The 18,578-nt window shown below is 69.0% G+C and carries 16 protein-coding genes; 8 read left to right on the forward strand and 8 right to left on the reverse strand.

What is annotated here, in order from left to right:
- Positions 1-108 precede the first annotated feature (108 nt).
- The 4 genes from ACIBB8_RS28600 (at position 109) to ACIBB8_RS28615 (ending at position 5,890) form a co-directional block, all read left to right on the forward strand.
- Complete coding sequence (locus ACIBB8_RS28600; RefSeq protein ID WP_398956897.1) at positions 109-3,789, forward strand: S8 family peptidase; 3,681 nt, start codon at positions 109-111, stop codon at positions 3,787-3,789.
- Positions 3,789-4,427, forward strand: coding sequence for a hypothetical protein (locus tag ACIBB8_RS28605; protein ID WP_398956899.1), 639 nt, complete (start codon positions 3,789-3,791; stop codon positions 4,425-4,427). Before ACIBB8_RS28600 ends, ACIBB8_RS28605 begins: the two co-directional genes overlap by 1 nt.
- Before the next feature lie 130 nt (positions 4,428-4,557).
- Complete coding sequence (locus ACIBB8_RS28610; protein ID WP_398956901.1) at positions 4,558-5,556, forward strand: helix-turn-helix domain-containing protein; 999 nt, start codon at positions 4,558-4,560, stop codon at positions 5,554-5,556.
- A 124-nt stretch (positions 5,557-5,680) separates the two neighbouring features.
- On the forward strand, positions 5,681-5,890 hold the full coding sequence (locus ACIBB8_RS28615; protein WP_398956903.1) for a DUF397 domain-containing protein: 210 nt from the start codon (positions 5,681-5,683) through the stop codon (positions 5,888-5,890).
- A 121-nt stretch (positions 5,891-6,011) separates the two neighbouring features.
- Here ACIBB8_RS28615 and ACIBB8_RS28620 read toward each other — a convergent pair whose 3' ends face one another.
- The 4 genes from ACIBB8_RS28620 to ACIBB8_RS28635 form a co-directional block, all read right to left on the reverse strand.
- Positions 6,012-7,535 (reverse strand): YfcC family protein, encoded by a 1,524-nt coding sequence (locus tag ACIBB8_RS28620; RefSeq protein WP_398956905.1) that lies wholly within the window; start codon positions 7,533-7,535, stop codon positions 6,012-6,014.
- A gap of 1 nt (position 7,536) precedes the next feature.
- Entirely contained in the window at positions 7,537-8,505 is a 969-nt protein-coding gene (locus tag ACIBB8_RS28625) for a carbamate kinase (RefSeq protein ID WP_398956907.1), read from the reverse strand.
- A gap of 38 nt (positions 8,506-8,543) precedes the next feature.
- Positions 8,544-9,545 (reverse strand): ornithine carbamoyltransferase, encoded by a 1,002-nt coding sequence (gene argF, locus ACIBB8_RS28630; RefSeq protein ID WP_398956909.1) that lies wholly within the window; start codon positions 9,543-9,545, stop codon positions 8,544-8,546.
- A 67-nt stretch (positions 9,546-9,612) separates the two neighbouring features.
- A complete protein-coding gene (locus ACIBB8_RS28635; RefSeq protein ID WP_398956911.1) occupies positions 9,613-10,836 on the reverse strand; it encodes an arginine deiminase in 1,224 nt (407 codons plus the stop codon).
- A gap of 495 nt (positions 10,837-11,331) precedes the next feature.
- On the opposite strand from ACIBB8_RS28635, the gene ACIBB8_RS28640 reads away from it, so the two are divergent.
- Positions 11,332-12,132, forward strand: coding sequence for an HPF/RaiA family ribosome-associated protein (locus tag ACIBB8_RS28640; RefSeq protein WP_398956913.1), 801 nt, complete (start codon positions 11,332-11,334; stop codon positions 12,130-12,132).
- A gap of 636 nt (positions 12,133-12,768) precedes the next feature.
- Positions 12,769-13,599, forward strand: a complete 831-nt coding sequence (locus tag ACIBB8_RS28645; RefSeq protein ID WP_398956915.1) for a universal stress protein — start codon at positions 12,769-12,771, stop codon at positions 13,597-13,599.
- Here ACIBB8_RS28645 and ACIBB8_RS28650 read toward each other — a convergent pair.
- Positions 13,589-13,990 (reverse strand): transposase, encoded by a 402-nt coding sequence (locus ACIBB8_RS28650; RefSeq protein ID WP_398956917.1) that lies wholly within the window; start codon positions 13,988-13,990, stop codon positions 13,589-13,591. The genes ACIBB8_RS28645 and ACIBB8_RS28650 overlap by 11 nt on opposite strands.
- A gap of 83 nt (positions 13,991-14,073) precedes the next feature.
- On the opposite strand from ACIBB8_RS28650, the gene ACIBB8_RS28655 reads away from it, so the two are divergent.
- Positions 14,074-14,241: a hypothetical protein gene (locus tag ACIBB8_RS28655; RefSeq protein WP_398956919.1), complete on the forward strand. Its 168-nt coding sequence runs from the start codon at positions 14,074-14,076 to the stop codon at positions 14,239-14,241.
- A 66-nt stretch (positions 14,242-14,307) separates the two neighbouring features.
- Here ACIBB8_RS28655 and ACIBB8_RS28660 read toward each other — a convergent pair whose 3' ends face one another.
- The 3 genes from ACIBB8_RS28660 to ACIBB8_RS28670 all read right to left on the reverse strand — a co-directional run bounded on the left by ACIBB8_RS28660 (position 14,308) and on the right by ACIBB8_RS28670 (position 15,960).
- The gene (locus ACIBB8_RS28660; protein WP_398956920.1) at positions 14,308-14,790 is read right to left on the reverse strand and encodes a GNAT family N-acetyltransferase; all 483 of its coding nucleotides are present in this window, start codon (positions 14,788-14,790) and stop codon (positions 14,308-14,310) included.
- A gap of 118 nt (positions 14,791-14,908) precedes the next feature.
- Positions 14,909-15,529, reverse strand: a complete 621-nt coding sequence (locus tag ACIBB8_RS28665) for a DUF1345 domain-containing protein (protein WP_398956922.1) — start codon at positions 15,527-15,529, stop codon at positions 14,909-14,911.
- 56 nt (positions 15,530-15,585) lie between these two features.
- Positions 15,586-15,960 (reverse strand): hypothetical protein, encoded by a 375-nt coding sequence (locus ACIBB8_RS28670; RefSeq protein ID WP_398956924.1) that lies wholly within the window; start codon positions 15,958-15,960, stop codon positions 15,586-15,588.
- A gap of 199 nt (positions 15,961-16,159) precedes the next feature.
- On the opposite strand from ACIBB8_RS28670, the gene ACIBB8_RS28675 reads away from it, so the two are divergent.
- The gene (locus tag ACIBB8_RS28675; RefSeq protein WP_398956926.1) at positions 16,160-18,493 is read left to right on the forward strand and encodes an FdhF/YdeP family oxidoreductase; all 2,334 of its coding nucleotides are present in this window, start codon (positions 16,160-16,162) and stop codon (positions 18,491-18,493) included.
- Positions 18,494-18,578 lie beyond the last annotated feature (85 nt).

The following is an 18,578-nucleotide window of genomic DNA, read 5'->3' on the forward strand; positions in this document are numbered from 1 at the left end:
CCGAATGCAGCAAGTACTTCTTTCTCGCGACGAGCAGGAGACGCTCATGCATCCACCGCGCCATATTCAGGGCGAACCCGAAAGAACGGCACCTCAGGAGGCCTCGCGATGAGGCGTTTCGGGCGACGGCTGGCCACCGCGGCCGCCGGCATCACCGTCCTCGGGACGGTCATGTCGAGCACCGCGGCGAATGCCTCCAACCCAACTCCGGCTCCGTCTTCCTTTACTTCCCTCAACCTGCCGGCTTCGGTCAGCGACAGCCTTCTCAAGGCTACCGCCGGAAATCGGGCGAACCTGCCGCTGACGCTGGTGACCGGCGACAAGGTGCAAATCGGCGTCACCAAGGGCCAGCAGCCGGTCGTCCGTGAGATCGAGCCCGCGACGCGGCCCGGGAACGAGTCGGTTCTCTTTCACACCGTCACCAGGAAGGGTCAGGTCTACGTCGTACCGGACGACGCATTGCCGCTGCTGGGTGCCGACCTGCTGGACTGGGAGCTCTTCAACCTCGCCAAGCTGGCCGGCTGGGCGGCCGAGGGCAGGACCGGCGAGGTCCCGGTGATCGCCACGTACACCGGCAAGACCAGTGCCCGGACGGCGACGCCCCCCACCGGTACGACCGCCAAGACCGTCCTGCCGAGCATCAACGCCCGCTCGATGAGCATCAAGGGCAACGGCCAGTGGTGGCGAGAGGTGCGGAAGAAGAACACCGGCAAGTCCGCCGCCGCCTCCCTGGCGACCGGCCCGCTGGCCGGGGTGGGGAAGGTGTGGCTGAACGAGCTGACGAAGCTGCAGCTCGAACAGTCCGTACCGCAGATCGGCGCGCCCGCCGCCTGGGAACGCGGCTACGACGGTTCGAACGTGAAGGTCGCGGTGCTGGACAGTGGCATCGATGCCACCCACCCTGATCTCGTCGGCCAGATCGCCGAGGCGGTCGACTTCACCAACAGCCCGAGCGGTCCGGTGGACGGACACGGACACGGTACCCATGTGGCGTCCACGATCGCCGGTACCGGCAAGGCCTCCGATGGGCTGCGCCGCGGAGTGGCGCCCGGTGCGAAGCTCGCCATCGGCAAGGTGTGCGGCGACGACGGCTCGTGCCCCGGCGACGCGGTCATCGCCGGCATGGAGTGGGCCGCCAAGTCCGGTGCCGACGTGGTGAACATGAGCATCGGCGGCCAGGCCACCGACGGAACGGACCTGCTGAGCTCAACGGTCAACAGGCTCAGCCGCACCTACGGCACCCTGTTCGTCATCGCCGCGGGCAACAACGGCCCGAACTCCGGGACGGTCGGGGCGCCAGGTGCCGCCGACGATGCGCTGACCGTCGCGGCCGTGGACAAGAACGACCAGATGGCCCCCTTCTCCAGCCGCGGACCTCGCGTCGGGGACGGCGCGGCCAAGCCGGACATCGCGGCGCCGGGCGTCGCCATCGTCGCGGCCCGCGCCAAGGGCTCCAAAATGGGCAAGCCCGTGGGCGACTTCTACACGTCCGTCAGCGGCACTTCCATGGCCACGCCCCATATGACCGGCGCGGCAGCGATCATCGCCCAGCAGCACCCGGACTTCACCGGGCGGCAGATCAAGGCGCTGCTGATGGCGACCTCCAAGGACCTCGGGCACGACCTGTACGCGCAGGGCGCCGGCCGGGTGGACGTGGCCCGCGCGATCGATCCGAAGATCACCCCCGACGGAAACCTGAACTTCGGCCGAGCCGAATACCCGCACTCGCCGGTGTCCAGGACGGTCACCTACAGCAACTGGACCGACGAGCCGATCACTCTTGCGCTCTCCGCCTCGGCTTCCTCCTCGGGCAAGCCCGCACCGGCGGGGCTCTTCACCCTCAGCGCCGACCAGGTCACCGTGCCCGCCAAGGGCTCGGCCGATGTGACGGTGACCGTGGACGGCAGGGTGGTGGACAGTTCCGGGCAGTACGGCGCATACACCGGCGTCCTGACCGCCAAGGACAGCGCGGGGGCAGTGCTCGGATCGTCGCGGATCTCGAGCTATGTGGAACCGATCCGCCACGACCTGACCATCAAGGTCACTCCTCCAGTCGGCGCCACCGATGTCTCGTACGGCAGCGCGCTGATCGTCCCGGTCGACGAGGACAAGCTGAACCTGTACGAAAAGCCGCTGACGGCACCGGGCGGCGAGACGATCAAGGCACGGGTTTTCGCCGGCACTGTCACGGCGGCCATCGGGGTGACGTGGCGGGACGCAGCCGGCGAGCTGCACAAGGCCGCACCGATGGTGCCGGAGGTGGAGGTCACCGGGGCGACCACGGTGGAGCTGGACCTTCGGAAGGTCAAGCCCATCAGTGTGAACACCCCGGAGCGGACCGAGACATACACGGCACTCTTCAAGACCCAGCGGATCTCCGTGAACGGAGACTGGGGGATCACGGCGTCGTTGGCCGCCGAATACGGTCCCGGTGAGCCGAACTGGTGGGCACTGCCGACCGCCGGTGAGGTCAGCCTCGGCACGCTCGACTTCTTCAGCCGGCATGTCCTGGTACCGCCGTCAGTGACGATGAAGGTCACGGGGAACGGCGATTCCTTCGACCTCGACGCCCGCTACGCGACACCGGACACCACCATAAACGGTGGAAACCAGAGGTGGACGAAGGACGGGAAGCCCGTAACCACCCTCGTGCGGTCGACGATTCCCCGGCTGCCCGCCAACGGGAAGAAGCCCGTCGTCTACGCGGGCACCGGCTCGGCCGAGGACCTCGCCAAGGTCGATGCCAAGGGTGCGCTGGTGCTGCTGAAGCCGACCGACATCTGCGGGAAGACCTGCGGCGACTTCACCGCACTGCGTAAGCGAGTGGCGGCGGCTGCCGCCGCGGGCGCGGTCGGGGTGCTGGTGACCGGCGAAACCGATCGGGTCGCCCTGCTGAAGTACGAGTCGTGGCGGCAATACAAGTGCGACAACGGTCCCGACAGCTGCCCGCCGGTCGACCCCTACGCAGCGCTGCCGATCGTGACCGTACCCCCGGCCCAGGCCGCCACGCTGATCCGGCGGATCGAGGGCGGAGCGAAGTCCGGCGTCCAGATCGAGCTCGGCGGCAGCCGCGAAGTGTCCAGGGCCTACGCTCTGGCCTTCGACTCCGCCGGTCGGGTTCCCGGCAACCTGCCGTACCAGGTCCAGTCCCGGGATCTCGACCGCGTCGATCACCGCTTCCACGCCGACCAGCCTGGCGCGATTCCCCACTTCAGCTGGAACCGGATGACGAAGTCCGGCCCGGTGACAGAGGAAAGCATGCTGCCCAAGCCGGACAGTCAGCGGCAGTTCACCACGTTGGTCGGGCCGCGGAACGACAACGCGATCGACCGCTTCGAGATGTCCATCAGGGACTATCTCGCGCCGTCCGTGGCAAGTCCATCGGGCCCGGTCGAAACTCAGGACCTGGCGCTCGGCGCGAAGAACACCATCGCCTGGAACGCGGGTCCGTCGCTTCCCGGCGCGGTGCCCCAGGTCCGCACCAAGTCGGGCTTCACCGCCGACACCGGCCTGCCGTGCGCCGGCTGCCGGGAGGGCGACCGCTTCTGGCCCACCCTGTACCAGACCAGCAGCGGGGGCGGTCGCCAGGCCATGATGGGCATGCTCAACGACACGGGTATCGCCCATTTGATCTACGGGGTCCAGTCCTGTGAGCCCCCCGCCTGCAAGGTAGGCCTCTTCGACGACGCCGGCCACGAGCTCCAGCAAAAGCTCAACCCGGTCGAGTTCGTCTTCCAGCTCGGCGAGCCCGGCAACGCGTCGGACCTGATGTCGAGGAGCGGGCGGTGATGACCGAAATGGGAAAGGAGACTGCTCCGATGAACGCGGCCGAGCCATCGAGGCGGCGCCGGATGGTGAACCTGGCGGCGTCGGCAGCCGTGGCGATGCTCGCGCTGGTGGGATGCAAGGCCGACGTCATCTCCTACGACCTGCCTGCGGAATCAGCCCGCTACACGTTCCAGGCGGAGACCAACGGGGTCAAGACCGCGTGGGAGTACACGTCCGACCGGCCGACCAAGCCCGACACGCCGACGTCACAGCCGTGCATCGCGGATGTCGTTGTCAAGGATCCCGGCCAGTGCCGTCCGGAGCCGCTCATCTTCCTGCGATACGACCTGGGCCTGGACCTGGACAACACCGCCAAGGCCGGCGGGGTCCACCCCATCACCGTCACCGGCTACTACCAGGATCGGCTCAGCACGCCGCCGACCGTGACCGAGTTGCGGGCGGAGGCCAGCTTCGACGGCGGCAAGACCTGGCAGCCGGTGAGCACCCAGGCCGACGGGAAGAACACCTTCACCGCGCGCATCAAGGACCCGAAGCGTAACCAGGCTCCCGGAGGAGTCGCAGCACTGCGGATCACCGCGACCGACAGCGCGGGCAACACCGTCAAGCAGACCATTCCCAAGGCGTACCGACTGCGCTGAGGTGAACCGCTGAAACGGTGAACCGACCCTGAGGGGTCACGGCCGGGGCGAGACGTAAGTTTCGCCCCGGCCGTCTCTCGCGTTCGCAACGCACCAGGCCGAAGTACCGACAGACAGGCGGAGGAACATCATGCTGTCAGACGTGCTGGGACTGACCTCCGAAGAGGCGGACATCTACCACAACCTGATCTCCGTAGCCTCCGCCACTCCCGCCGAACTCGCCGAGTCCGTCGGCTGCGAGGCCGGCCAGGTCGTACGCATCCTCTGCATGCTCGAAGGCCGGGGACTCGCCGCGCGCAGCCTCGGCCACACCACCCGGTTCGTCGCCTCCCCACCGGCGGCGGCGCTGCGGGCGCTCCTGGTCCAGCGACAGAACGAGCTCAATCTGGCGGAACTCGAAATCGACTCCCTCGACGAAATCTACCGCGCGGCCACCCTCGGGCGCGGCGTCGCGGAGGTCGTCGACGTGATCCACGGCACCGAGGCCGTCCGCGAGCGCGTCGGACACATACAACTCGGCGCACGGAAAGAGATCATGAACTTCGTCAAGGCGCCGATCTTTTCGCCCGGCAACATGACCGACGACACGGTCATCGCGCGCGGCGTCCGTTACCGCGTGATACTCGAACGCGCGATGCTCGACGGGGGAGCCCCGTCGTTCGACGAGATCGCCCAGGCGCGGGCCTCAGGAGAGGAGGTCCGGGTCGCCGACATGGTGCCGCTGAAACTCTTCATCGTGGACCGCGAGTTGGCCGTTGTTCCACTCCTCGGTTCGGCCAGTGCCGCAAAGGCGGGAGCCCTGCTCGTGCACGAGAGCAGCCTGCTCGACGCGCTGATTGCACTGTTCGAGTCCGAATGGGAGAAGGCAACGCAGTTCGTCACCTCCGCAGGTGCCCTGCAGAACGCGCCCGCCATCGATGATCTGGATGCACAAATCCTCAGCCTATCGCTGACCGGCCTCACCGACCAGGCGATCGCCACCCAACTGCGCGCCTCCCTGCGGACGGTGCAGCGCCGGATCCGGCATCTGATGGACGTCGCGAAGGTGCACAATCGCATGCAACTGGGCTTCCAGGCGGCACGGCTGGGCTGGCTCGAATCCGAGCGGGACAACAACCGGGCCAGATGAGGCCACCGACACTGTGGGCGCGTGGTCATGCCGGGGAGCACCGACCGACCCGGCTCAGGTCGCTTGCCCTACCGCGCCGGGAGTCCGAGGCGATGATCCGATCGACGATGGAGGACCACGCCAGATGCTCACCACGAAGCTCGACCTGACCACGGCTCGCTGGCGCAAGTCCAGCCACAGCAACGACGACGGCGGCGAGTGCCTCGAAGTGGCCGACGGCTTCGTCGCCGTCGTCCCCGTCCGCGACAGCAAGACCGCCCCGCACGGCCCCGTGGTCGTGATCGACGGCAGTGCGTGGACCACGTTCGTCGAGTTCGTTCGCGACCGCTGGTAGCCGCGCGGCCGGCGAGAGGCCGAGCCTCTCGCCGGCGTGCACATCTTCGCGGTCATGCCGGTGTACGGAATCGCCGGGGTGATCCAGGACGCCGCTGAGACGGCCCTTGTCGGCCCGGTGCTCAGCCGATCGCCGCTCCCAGGGCCAAGAAGCCCGCGACAGCGACCAGGAGGATGCCCATCAGCGGGGCCATGAAGCGCAGGTAGCGGTCATAGCGGACCTTGGCAAGGGCCAGTCCGCCCATGACGACGGCGGAGGTCGGGGTGATGAGGTTGATCCAACCGGAGGCCGACTGGTAGGCGGTGACCACCACGGCGCGGCTGACGCCGGCGAAGTCGGCGAGCGGGGCGAGGACGGGCATGGCCAGGGCCGCGTGTCCGGAGGAGGAGGGCACGAGGAACGCGAGGGGGAGGTTGACCAGGAACATCAGCACGGCGAACAGTCCCGACGAGGTGCCGGAGACGACGCTGTGCAGGCTGTTGAGGATGGTGTCGGTGATGCTGGCGTTGTTCATGATGACGGTGACTCCGCGAGCCAGCATGATGATCATCGCTGCTCCGATAAAGTCGCCGGCGCCCGCCACGACGGCCTCGGTGGTGCCCTTCTCACCGAGCCCGGCGAACAGGCCCACGGCGACGGCTGCGACGATGAACAGGGCCGCCAGTTCGGGGAAGTACCAGCCCAGGGTCGGCAGGAAGGTGACGCCCAGGTCGGCCCAGGGGATCACTGCAAAGATCATGAAGAGGAAGGTTGCGGCGAAGACCGCCAGCACGATGCGCTGACGCACGGTCAAGGGTTCGGCGGTGGCGCCCTGGGTCCGCAGTTCCTCGTCCTCCGGCTTCGGCGTGACCAGGGAGCGGGACGGGTCCTGGTGGACGCGGTTGGCGTAGCGCACCACATAGGCCGCGGCAAGAGCGGTCAGCACGGCCCACATCAGCAGCCGCAGCACGATGCCGTCGCCTGTGCCGATGCCCGCGCTGTCGGAGGCGACTCCGGTGGCGAACGGGTTGACGGTGGAGGCGAGGGTGCCGATTCCGGCCCCGACGACGATCACGGCCGCGCCGGTCATCCGGTCGTAGCCGAGCTTGAGCGCCAGGGGGATCATCAGGGCGTAGAAGCCGAGTGTTTCCTCCGCCATGCCGTAGGTGGTGCCGCCCAGCGAGAACAGGGTGAGCAGGACGACGAGCAGGACTGTCCTGTGGCGCCTCAGCCGTTCGGCGAGGCGGGCCACTCCCGTGGTCAGCGCTCCGGTGCGCACGGTGACGGTGATGAAGGCGCCGACGGCAAGCACGAAGAGGAACACGCCCGCTGCGCCGAAGAAGTCGCCGCTGCCGCCGGGGGCGGTGAGCCCGGTGTGCGGGTCGGTGACTCCGTAGAGTCCGTTGACGGGGGCGAGGAAGAGGTCCTTGAGACGGCCCCAGAAGCCGGTGGTCAGCTCCACGGTGTGGTAGCTGCCAGGGACCGGGCGACCGTCCTTGGTGTCGTAGTGTCCGGCGGGGACGACGAAGGTCAGAGCCCAGACCACCAGGGTGACGATCGCCAGGACGGTATACGCCGAGGGGAAGTGCGGGCCCTTCTTCCTGGTTGGCGCGGCTGCGGACAGGGTGTCGGGCTCCGGTGCGGCCGGGGCGGCGTGTGTGGTCATGTCAGATCTCGAGGGTGTCGTCGTGGCGCGGGCCGGTGAGGGCCTGGCCCTGGGGGTGATGGCCGCTGGGAGTGACGACCGTGCCGGCGATGCCGTCGAGGATGGCCTGGGCGTCTCCGAGGGCGCCGATGGCGGCGAGGCCGCCGGTGAGTTCCACGAACCGACAGGCCGCTTCCGCCTTCGGCCCCATGGAACCGGCCGGAAGGTGCTCGGCCCGCAGGCGGGCGGGGGTCGTACGGCCGATGGGTTGCGCCTGCGGGGTGCCGTATCCGCGCATGACCTGGGGTACGTCGGTAAGCAGCAGCAGCGCATCCGCGTCGAGGGCTTCGGCGAGCAGGGCGGCGGTGAGGTCCTTGTCCACCACCGCCTCGACACCGGTAAGCCGTCCGTGCTCGTCGCGGACCACGGGGACCCCGCCGCCTCCGGCGCAGACGGCCACGGCACCGGAGGTGAGCAGCAGTCGGATCAGCCGGGTCTCGACGACACGCTGCGGATCGGGGGACGGGACGACCCGGCGCCAGTGCGGGCCGTCCTGTTTGACCGTCCAGTGGCTTTCAGCGGCGAGGCGTTCGGCTTCCTCGCGTGTGTAGACCGGGCCCACGAATTTGGTGGGGTCGTGGAAGGCGGGGTCGGCGGCGGAGACGAGGGTCTGGTTGAGCAGGGCGCACACCTGCCTGCCGGGCAGGGCGTTCTGCAGGGACTGCAGCAGCCAGTAGCCGATCATCCCCTGGGTTTCCGCGCCGAGGACATCGAACGGGTAGGGGCGGGTGAGGGATGTGTCGGCGGCGTTCTCCAGGGCGAGCAGGCCGACCTGGGGGCCGTTCCCGTGGGTGATCACCAACTCGTGCTGTCGGGCGAGCGGGGCCAGGGCGGCCACGGCCGCCTGGACGTTGGTGAGCTGGACGGCGGCGTCCGGCCGGTCTCCCCTGCGGAGCAGGGCATTACCGCCGAGCGCGACGACGACGCGCATGACTTCTCCTGTACGGGTGGGGTGGCGGTTATCGCGCGTCAGTTGCCGAGGGTGGCGACGAGGACGGCCTTGATCGTGTGCATCCGGTTCTCCGCCTGGTCGAAGACGACGGAGTGGGGGGACTCGAAGACCTCGTCGGTGACCTCCAGGGCGTTCATCCCGGTGCGCTCCAGGATCTCCGCGCCCACGGTGGTGCCGCTGTCGTGGAAGGCCGGCAGGCAGTGCATGAACCTCACCTGGGGGTTGCCCGTCGCCTTCAGCACGTCCATGGTCACCTGATACGGCTTGAGCAGGGCGATCCGCTCGTCCCAGAGTTCCTTCGGCTCCCCCATGGAGAGCCACACGTCGGTGTAGACGAAGTCGACGCCCGCCACGCCCTCGTCGGCGTTCTCGGTGAGGGTGATCCGGGCCCCGGTGGACCGTGCGATCCGCTTGGCCTCCGCCACCACGCCGGGGGTGTTGTGCAGGCTCTCGGGGCCTACCATGCGGACGTCCATGCCGAGCATCGCGCCCATGACGAGCAAGGAGTTGCCCACGTTGCTGCGGGCGTCGCCGAGATAGGCGAAGGAGATCTCGTGCAGGGGCTTGTCGGTGTGCTCCCGCATGGTCAGCGCGTCGGCGAGGGACTGGGTGGGATGCCAGTCGTCGGTCAGGCCATTCCACACCGGGACACCCGCGTACTCGGCCAGCTCCTCCACGGCGCTCTGGCTGCTGCCCCGGTACTCGATGCCGTCGTAGAAGCGGCCCAGGACCCGTGCGGTGTCCTTGATGGACTCCTTGTGGCCGATCTGGGAGCCCGTCGGATCCAGAGGCGTGACGTGGGCTCCCTGCTGGAGCGCGGCCACCTCGAAGGCACAGCGGGTACGGGTGGAGGTCTTCTCGAAGACGAGGGCTATGTTCCTGCCCCGCAGGCGCTGCTGTTCGGTGCCCTCGTAGTGGGCCGACTTGAGCCGGACGGACAGTTCCAGGAGGTGGCGGAACTCATCGGGAGTGAAGTCGAGTTCCTTCAGCAGTGAGCGGTGGCGCAGGTCGATGGTCATGGCGGGTGCTCTCCTTCGAGCGGAAGACGGACGTGCGGGGGTGGGCGGTGTGCCGGGGCGGTGCCGGTCAGGCGGCGTCGCGTTCGACGGGGCAGCTCATGCAGCGCGGACCGCCGCGGCCCCGGCCCAGCTCGCTGCCCCGGACGGTGATGACCTCGATGCCGTTGCGGCGCAGATAGGTGTTGGTGGTGACGTTGCGCTCGTAGGCAAGGACGACTCCCGGCTCGACAGCCAGGACGTTGCAGCCGTCATCCCACTGCTCCCGCTCCGCGGAGCGCACATCCTGAGTCGGCGTGAGCACACTGATGGCATCCAGGCCCAGGGCGTCGGCGATCGCCTGGTGCATGTACTCCGGTGCATGATCGGTGATCTTCAAGCTGTGCCCGTCCTGACCGGGCTCGATGGTGCAGGAGGGCAGCATGCCCAGACCGGCGTACTTGGTGAAGGTGTCACCGCTCACCATGGTCATCACCGTGTCGAGGTGCATGAAGCTGCGGGATTTGGGCAGATCGATCGCCACGACCCGGCGGGCGGACCCGGCGGCGAACATGCGCAGCGCGAGCGCCTCGACGGCCTGAGGCGTGGTCCGCTCCCCCATCCCCACCAGGACCGCGCCGTTGCCGATGACCAGCACGTCACCGCCCTCGATGGTGGAGGGGTAGCCGGTCTGCCCGTCGGCCCAGCGGTGGAACTCCTGCTTCTCGAAGAGCGGGTGGTGCTGATAGACGGCCTCGAAGTGGACGGTCTCGCGGCGCCGCGCCCGCTTCTTCATGGGGTTCACGCTCACCCCGTCATAGATCCAGCACGAGGTGTCGCGGGTGAACAGATGGTTGGGCAGGGGCGCGAGCACGAAGCCGTCCGGATCCATGGCGTGCAGCCGTACGCTCGCAACCGGGCCCAGGCGGTCCATGAGCTCGCGCCGGGTGACACCGCCCACGAGACAGGCCGCGAGTTCGGCCGGCCCCAGGGAGTCGAAGAAGGCACGCATGCGGTCGGTGGCCAGCGGGCCGTACTCCCGCTCGTCGAAGACCCGGTCGTGAATGAGCGTCCGGGCGGCGGGGTTCTCCAAGGTCTCGGTGAGGAGGTCGGAGAAGAGATGGACGCGCACGCCCCGGTCCCGCAGGACGTCGGCGAACGCATCGTGCTCTTCCCGCGCCCGCTTGACCCAGAGCACATCGTCGAAGAGCAGCTCGTCCTTGTTCGTGGGTGTCAGGCGCTTCAGCTCGAGGTCGGGGCGGTGCAGGATGACCTGCTTGAGGCGGCCGGTCTCGGAGTCGACGTGGAACGACATGAATCTCCCCCAGGGGAAGTAAGACGAAGAACTGGAAGTGGTGGATCTCCGCAGTCCGGCATGGACCTGCTGGTACGGCGGATGCGTTCCGCACCTCGCCGGGGAGATCACCTCAGACCCTGCCACGCGGCCATGGCCCGGGCAGGGTCGCGAAGGTCCCCGTCCGCGGCCCTGTCGGCACCACCGTGCGTGGCCCGTTGCGACCACTGCGGCAGGGCCATTGGGCCCTGTCGTGCCCCGGCCGGAGCGTGGCAGCGGGCGTTCCCCGGTCCGGTTCGCGCGGCCATCCGCCCCGGCTGCCGTTTTCGCGCGTGTGAATCGCCCGGACGCGTACGGGGTGGTGACGGTCATGGGGCGAAGGTCCTCGGCTCCGGCCCGACGGTCCCGGCATACGGCTGACGAGGTGGGGACCACGAGCCAGGCACGCGGGCCACCCGGCCCTCGCCCGCCGGCCGCCGCGACGGCAATCCTGGGAGCGATCAAGGAGGATCTCTGATGACTCGTCTCAAGACCAGGCCCGCCGTCGACATCCAAGTGGAGGCCCGCGGTCAGGTGCCACGCGGAGCGGCCGGCTACGCGCGTGAGAAGACGCTGGCCGCCCTTGACCACCTGAGCGAGCCGGTCCTTGCGGCCCGAGTGAAGCTCACTCAGGCCGCCAACGCGGCGTCGGGCCGTCCCGCCGCCGCGCAGGCCGTGGTGGACGTCAACGGGTGCCCGGTGCGGGCCCATGTGGCCGCGGGCACCATGTTCGAAGCCGTCGATCTGCTCCGTGACCGGCTGGTCGCCCGGCTGGCCAGGACACGCCGCCACAACCGGGGGGACCACCACGGTGACACGGTGCGCCTGCCCGGCGACCGGTGGCACGACGACGGGCACGAGCACCGTCCGCAGCACCGCCAGCTGCCGGCCGAGGAACGCCAGATCGTGCGGCACAAGTCATTCGGCCTGCCCCGGCAGACCCCCGAGGAGGCCGTTTTCGACCTGGAGTCGATGGACTACGACTTCTATCTCTTCGCCGACGCCGACTCCGGCCGCGACAGCGTCGTCTATCGCGACCCGCGCACCGGCTACCACCGCATGGCGACAGCCGACAAAGCCACTGCCGAGCCCCCGGCAGCACCGCATCTGACGGTGAGCGAGGTCCCGGCGCCCGAGATCAGTGTGCGGGAGGCGACCGAGCGACTGGCCCTCACCGGGCTGCCGTTCGTCTTCTTCCTCGACAGTGCCAGCGGGCGCGGACACGTCCTGTACCACCGGTACGACGGCCACTACGGACTGATCACACCCGCCGCGTAGCGGCATCGCGGCACAGCCGACCGAGACCGTCGCGAGCACCCCCAGCCGGAGGTGGTCGCGACGGTCCGAACGCGACGGCTCGGACGGCTCGCAGGCCGTGGGCCGCGAGGACCCGGCATGCGCGTCCAACTGCTCCGCGGTGGGCGAGGGGGGTCTCGCAGAGCGGTAACTCCTTGGCCGGTGCTGTCCACTTGGCGGCGTCCAGCCCGTGGAACGAGAGGATGCCGGCGCGGCTGGCGTGTCCCGGGGTCGCCGCGAAGGAGACGACGTCTTCGGTGCCTGCGGTCTCGTGGGTCAGGCCTGGGACCAGAAGGCAGCGGACCCGCACCTCCACGCCCCGGTCGGCCGGGGCGGGCGCACAGCAGCGTCGGTGCGAGGTCCTGCCCGGTGGGGACGGGGTCATCGCTGCACCCGGCCGCGCGCGGCAAGCACGGCCAGGCCCAGCAGAACGGATTCGCTCAGCCGACTGCCCGTCTCGATCCACAGCCCCTGCGGGGCCGACTGCGGCGGGCGGGGCGGGACCACCGCCCGCCCGCACGGGCCCGTTCGGCCCTGTCCGTTCCTCCGGGCCGACCGGTGTACTCGCTCCAAGGCCTCCGCGGACGCGGAAGGCGACAACCAGAAGGACGTACGAACGTGACACACGTGGTGGTGGCGGTCGATGGATCGGCCGGTGCGGCGCGGGCCGCGGACTGGGCGGTGGAGGAGGCAGACCGCCGGGGCGTGCCACTGCGCCTGGTGTGCGCCTCGCTCTGGGAGCGCTGCGGTCCCGGACCGGACGACGACCTTGTCGGGCGGCTGCGCGAGGCGGCGCACGGCATGCTGGCGGCCGAGGCCACGCGCGTTTCGCTGCGCCGCCCCGGTGTGCCGGTCATTACCGAACTGCTGGCGGACGAGACCGTTCCGTCCCTGCTGCGCGCGGGACGCGGCTCCGCCATGCTGGTCCTGGGCTCGCGCGGCCACGGCGGATTCGAGGGCCTGCTGCTGGGCTCGGTCAGCCTGCGGGTGGCCGCCCGCGCCGACTTCCCGGTCGTCGTGGTCCGCGGCCCGGCACGTACGGAGACCGGCCGGGTCGTCCTCGGCGTCGGCAGCCGTCACCTTCCCGGCCGTGCCGCGGACTTCGCGCTGGCCGAGGCCGCCTGCCGCAAGGCCGAACTCGACGTGGTCCACGCCTGGCAGCAGGATGTGGACTTCTCCGGTCTGTCCGCGCTGCTGGACCCGAGCCCCGCCCGGGAGCGGGCCGAGGCACTGCTGACCGCGGTCGCCGACCAACTGGAACACGACGGCGCGGGGGTGCCCGTGAACCGCTCGTGCGTGCCGGGCGGCAAGGCCTCCGCCCTGCTGGACGCCGCCGTCGGCGCGGATCTGCTCGTGGTCGGCTGCCGCCGCCCGTTCGGGCGGCTCGGCCCGGTCCCCCACGCGATGCTCCACCATGCGCCGTGCCCCGTCGCCGTCGTCACCGACTGAACGGCAGCTCCAGGTGCTTCTCGCGCAGCGCGGCCTGGATCGCGCCGGCCTTCTGGTCGCGGTTGCGCCGGCGGGCCCGGGCGAGGACCGCGGTGATCTGGGTGCGGGTCAGCCTCGCAGCGGCGGCCGGGGTGGGGGCCTTGACCAGCAGTTCCAGCGCGTCCGTGCTGGTCAGCTCCAGGCCCGCGTAGGCGGTCAGGGCGGCGGGGAAGTACTCCCGCAGGATGTTGCGGAGCCGCTGGAAGGTTCGGGTGCGTTCCCAGATCAGGGTCTGGTGGGCGCGTGCGACGACCTTGACGGCCTGGGCCTGGTCGCTGTCGCCCGCGATCGGCCGCAGCTGGTCACGGTCGAACCCAGAAGCTGACCGCGCGAGCCCGTACCGCCTGGCCACAGCTCGCCGGCCTGGACGTCCGCTACCGTGGCCAGTTCGCCTACATCGACTGCGAACTGACCGACGGCGAGCGCATCAAGCTCATGCGCCTGCGCTCAGGCGGATCCGCCAGCACCTGGGGCTTCGCCCTCTACCTCGCCAGCACCGACAGGTACGAAGACACCATCCTGCCCACCGGCAGCTTCGCCGGCACTCCCGAGGAAGCCCTGGACTGCGCCTGCGGCCTCTACCTCACCACCCCAGACATCTGAAGACGCCAGGTGTCCTACGGCCGCGCAAGCAGGCGGAATGATCCGCCGAGCTCGTGTGTCGTCTCGTCAGCGAAGCGCCTTCACCATCACCCGCTCCCTGGTCACACCATCGGCCAACCGGTCTCCGAGCTCTTCCGCGACGACGAAGCCGTTGCGCTGGTACAGCGCGATGGCCGGCTCGTTGCCCGGGATCACCGCGAGTTTCAGAGTCGTAGCACCCGACTGCAGGGCCCACCTTTCGACTGCCGCTATCAACCGGTCTCCGACGCCGAGACCCCGCGCCTGGGGACTGACCCACACCGACCTCAGCTCGCATGCGCCGCTCTCCCCGGGAACGCCGCTGGCCACCGCGACCGTTCGACTACCCAGCAGCGCAACGATGTTGTAGGCGTCGGGCATTTCCAAGCGCGCACGCCACTGCTCCTCCCCACCGCTGTGCCAGTCCGCAAGCCGAGCCTTGAACGCCTGCGGTGCCTCGCCCAGCGCAGCAAGGCGAACCTCCCGCCACAACGGCCAATCGCTTTTCGTGAGAACGCGCAGGTGCACCATGCCGAGGAGTCTGCCGCGACGCCCGCGGAGAAGTCCACGACATCAACCTCGACGCCACTCGGCCTTCAGAACGACGCAGTGGCGATCCGGCAAGTCGGGACACCAGACCGCCCTCGTGTCAGCCCGTGACGATTCCGGCGACGAGGTTGATGGTGGTGGCCAGGATGCTCGCGCCGAAGACATAGGAGAGCAGGCAGTGCCGGAGGGCGACCGCGCGGATCGTGGAACTGGAGACGTCGGTGTCGGAGACCTGATAGGTCATGCCGAGGTTGTAGCTGAAGTAGAGGAAGTCGCTGTACCGCGGCAGCTCGTCGGTGTTGAAGTCGATCCCGCCCTCGGGTGGCAGGTAATAGATGTACGCGTAGCGGGCGGCGTACATCAGGTGGAGTGCCGCCCAGGCCATGAACACGCCGCAGAGCGCCGTCGCGGCCGCGGCGTGGCTCAGGCCCGAGTGGCCGACCAGGAGCAGCGCCACGATGCTGACCAGCCCGCACACGGCGGCCGCGACGACGGCGAGTTCCTCGACGACAGGCCGGAACTGCTCGCGCCGGACGTTGCGATGGGTGGTGGCGGCGTCCATGGGCCACAAGGCGATCCACCCTGTCACGACGAAAAACGTTTCCGCCGTGGCAATCCCGGCGAGGATTCCCAGGGGTAGGTGGGTCAGGACGCCGACGACCGCGCCGACGAGCACTCCGACTACCGCCGCGCCCGCGAGTCGGGGAACGGCGGAAAGCATCAGCCACTGGTTCTTGGGGCCTCGAGAGTGATGCCTCGGCAGCTCGGTCAAGGGTCTCAGGCTTCCAGTACGACGACGGTCTCGTCCGTGTAGGTCAGGAACATCAGCGTCTCATGGACGTACAGATCGATTCCGCTCGCGTCGTGCCTGGTGCGGCGGCCCTGTCGACGGGGAAACGTCACCCGCAGTGTGACGATCGGTTTCGCGTCGCGCAGCCGCGCCGTGACTCCGGGAGCGGGCGGTGTGATGCCGGAGAGGTGTCCGGTGTCAACGGCGACGTGCCCCGGGACGTCCGGGTCGAACGGAACGGGTCGGACCCGCCAGGTCCTGGAGACCCTCGGCACGGCGGCCTCACCACCGAGGGCCATGGTGGCCACCAGGAGGACCGCTGCCCTGGAGGGCGGTGTGACGACGGGCTGGGACACAGCCATGGGGCTCCCGGCGGACAATAAGCCGCAAAGGCAATAAAGGGGAACAGTGTCAGAGTAGCCGCGCGTGAACCGGGGTACAGCGCGGCGGCACACCCCCACGGAGTAGCCGGCACCGCCCTGCTCCCCCGAAAGTCGAATGGCGAGCGGATACCAGCGGGCATAGCCTGCCCAAAAGTGCCATTTATCCCCTCGTGCCCGCATGGTGGAAGGGTTGAGAGTCTTGAGCGCCAACACTGACGAACAGGAACCCCTGGAGCACCGCGTGGGGCCCACCCCCGAGGAGGATCCGGAGTTCCGCCCCTACCACCACCCGGCCGCAGGCTGGGGGGCGGCCAAGAGCGTGACCCGTTTCCTGGTGCGCGAGGGTGCGCTGGTGGACGGGCCGCGGGCGATCATGCGGATGAACCACGAGAACACCGGGTTCGACTGTCCGGGCTGCGCATGGCCGGACGACACCAAGGGTCTGCACCTGGACATCTGCGAGAACGGGATCAAGCACGTCACCTGGGAGATGACCCGCAAGCGGGTCGGGCGCGAGTTCTTCGCCGCGCACTCGGTGACGGAGCTGGCCGGGTGGAGCGACTACGACCTGGAGAACCAGGGGCGGTTGACCGAACCGATGGTCTACGACCCGGAGACGGACCACTACGTCCCGATCAGCTGGAAAGACGCGTTCGAGGTGGCCGGCCGTGCCCTGCGCGGCCTCGACAACCCCAATCAGGCGTCGTACTACACCTCCGGCCGGCTCAGCAACGAGGCCACGTTCCTCTACCAGTTGATGGCCCGTGAACTGGGCACGAACAACCTGCCGGACTGCTCCAACATGTGCCACGAGGCCAGCGGCCGCGCCCTCCAGGCGTCCCTGGGCACCGGCAAGGGGACCGTCGACCTGAAGGACTGGGAGTCGGCCGACGCGCTGTTCATCCTGGGAGTCAACGCCGCCTCCAACGCACCCCGGATGCTCACCGCCCTCGCCGAGGCCTATCACCGCGGCGCCCAGATCGTGCACATCAATCCGCTCGTCGAGGCGGCGGCCACACGCACCATCATCCCGCACGACTTCACGGACATGGCCCTCTCCAAGGCGACACGGACCAGCACCCTGAACCTGCAGCCGCGCATCGGCGGCGACATGGCTCTGCTGCGCGGCATGTCCAAGGCGATCCTGGAGCAGTCCGATTCCGACCCCAGGGCTCTGGACCGGGAGTTCATCGACCGTCACACCGCCGGCTTCGAGGAATACCGTGCGCTGTGCGAGGCCACGCCATGGGAGGAGATCGAGAAGCAGTCCGGGCTGAGCCGCGCCGATGTCCTCAAAGCGGCGCGCGTGTACGGCGAAGCCGACCGCAGCATCGTCAGCTGGTGCCTGGGCATCAGCCAGCACGAGCACGGCGTCGACACCGTCCGGGAGATCGTCAACCTGCTCCTGCTCCGCGGCAATCTGGGACGCGAAGGAGCGGGCCCCTCCCCCGTACGAGGGCACAGCAACGTCCAGGGCAACCGCACCTGCGGCATCGACCACCGCCCCACCGAGGAGTTCCTGGACCGCCTCGCCGAGGTCTGCGATATCGAGCCGCCCCGTGAGCACGGCCTGGACACCGTCCACACGATCAAGGCGATGCACAGCGGCGATGTGAAGGTGTTCGTCGGCATGGGCGGCAACTTCGCCCTCGCGGCGCCGGACACCCCGCACACCTACGCGGCGCTGCGCAACTGCGACCTCACCGTCCAGGTGAGCACCAAGCTGAACCGCAGCCACGTCGTCCACGGCCGCCGCGCCCTCATCCTGCCGTGCCTCGGCCGTACCGAGAAGGACCATCAGCGCAAGGGCATCCAGAGCACATCCGTCGAGGACTCGATGAGCATGGTCCACCTCTCGATCGGAATGAAGCGGCCCGCCTCCTCGAACCTGCTGTCCGAGCCGGCCATCGTCGCCGGCATGGCCCGGGCCGCCCTGCCCGACAGCGCCACTCCCTGGGATTGGTACATCGAGGACTACGACCGCATCCGCGACACCATGGCCAAGGTCCTCGACGGCTTCGAGGACTTCAACCGCCGCGTGCGCCTGCCCCTCGGCTTCCGCATCAAGCAGCCCGCCCGCGAACTGGTCTTCCTCACCCCGTCCGGACGCGCCGAGTTCTCCACCGCCGAACTGCCCGACGTCGTTCCGGCTCCCGGCACCCTGGCGCTCGCCACCATGCGGTCCCACGACCAGTGGAACACCACCATCTACTCCGACAACGATCGCTACCGCGGCATCAAGAACCTGCGCACGCTCGTCTTCATGAACCGGGCCGACATGCGCGAACGCGGTATCTCCGACCTCGGCCCGGTCAATATCACAAGCACCGCGAAGGACGGCAGTCAGCGGTCCCTCAAGGGCTACCTCGCCATCCCCTACAACATCCCCCGCGGCTGCGCGGCCGGCTACATGCCCGAGATGAACGTGCTGTGCGCGCTCGGCGACTACAGCACCCAGAGCGACCAGCCGATCATGAAGCACGTCAAGGTCACCATCAGCCCCGCTTCCTAATGCTGTTGTCAAGCAGCCGTAGTCACTGGAGGTGCGACTTGATAGCACCGCCGGTCACGGATCAGGGCCCACAGAACGTTGACGC

The sequence above is a fragment of the Streptomyces sp. NPDC051286 genome (assembly GCF_044455345.1).
GTDB lineage: Bacteria > Actinomycetota > Actinomycetes > Streptomycetales > Streptomycetaceae > Streptomyces.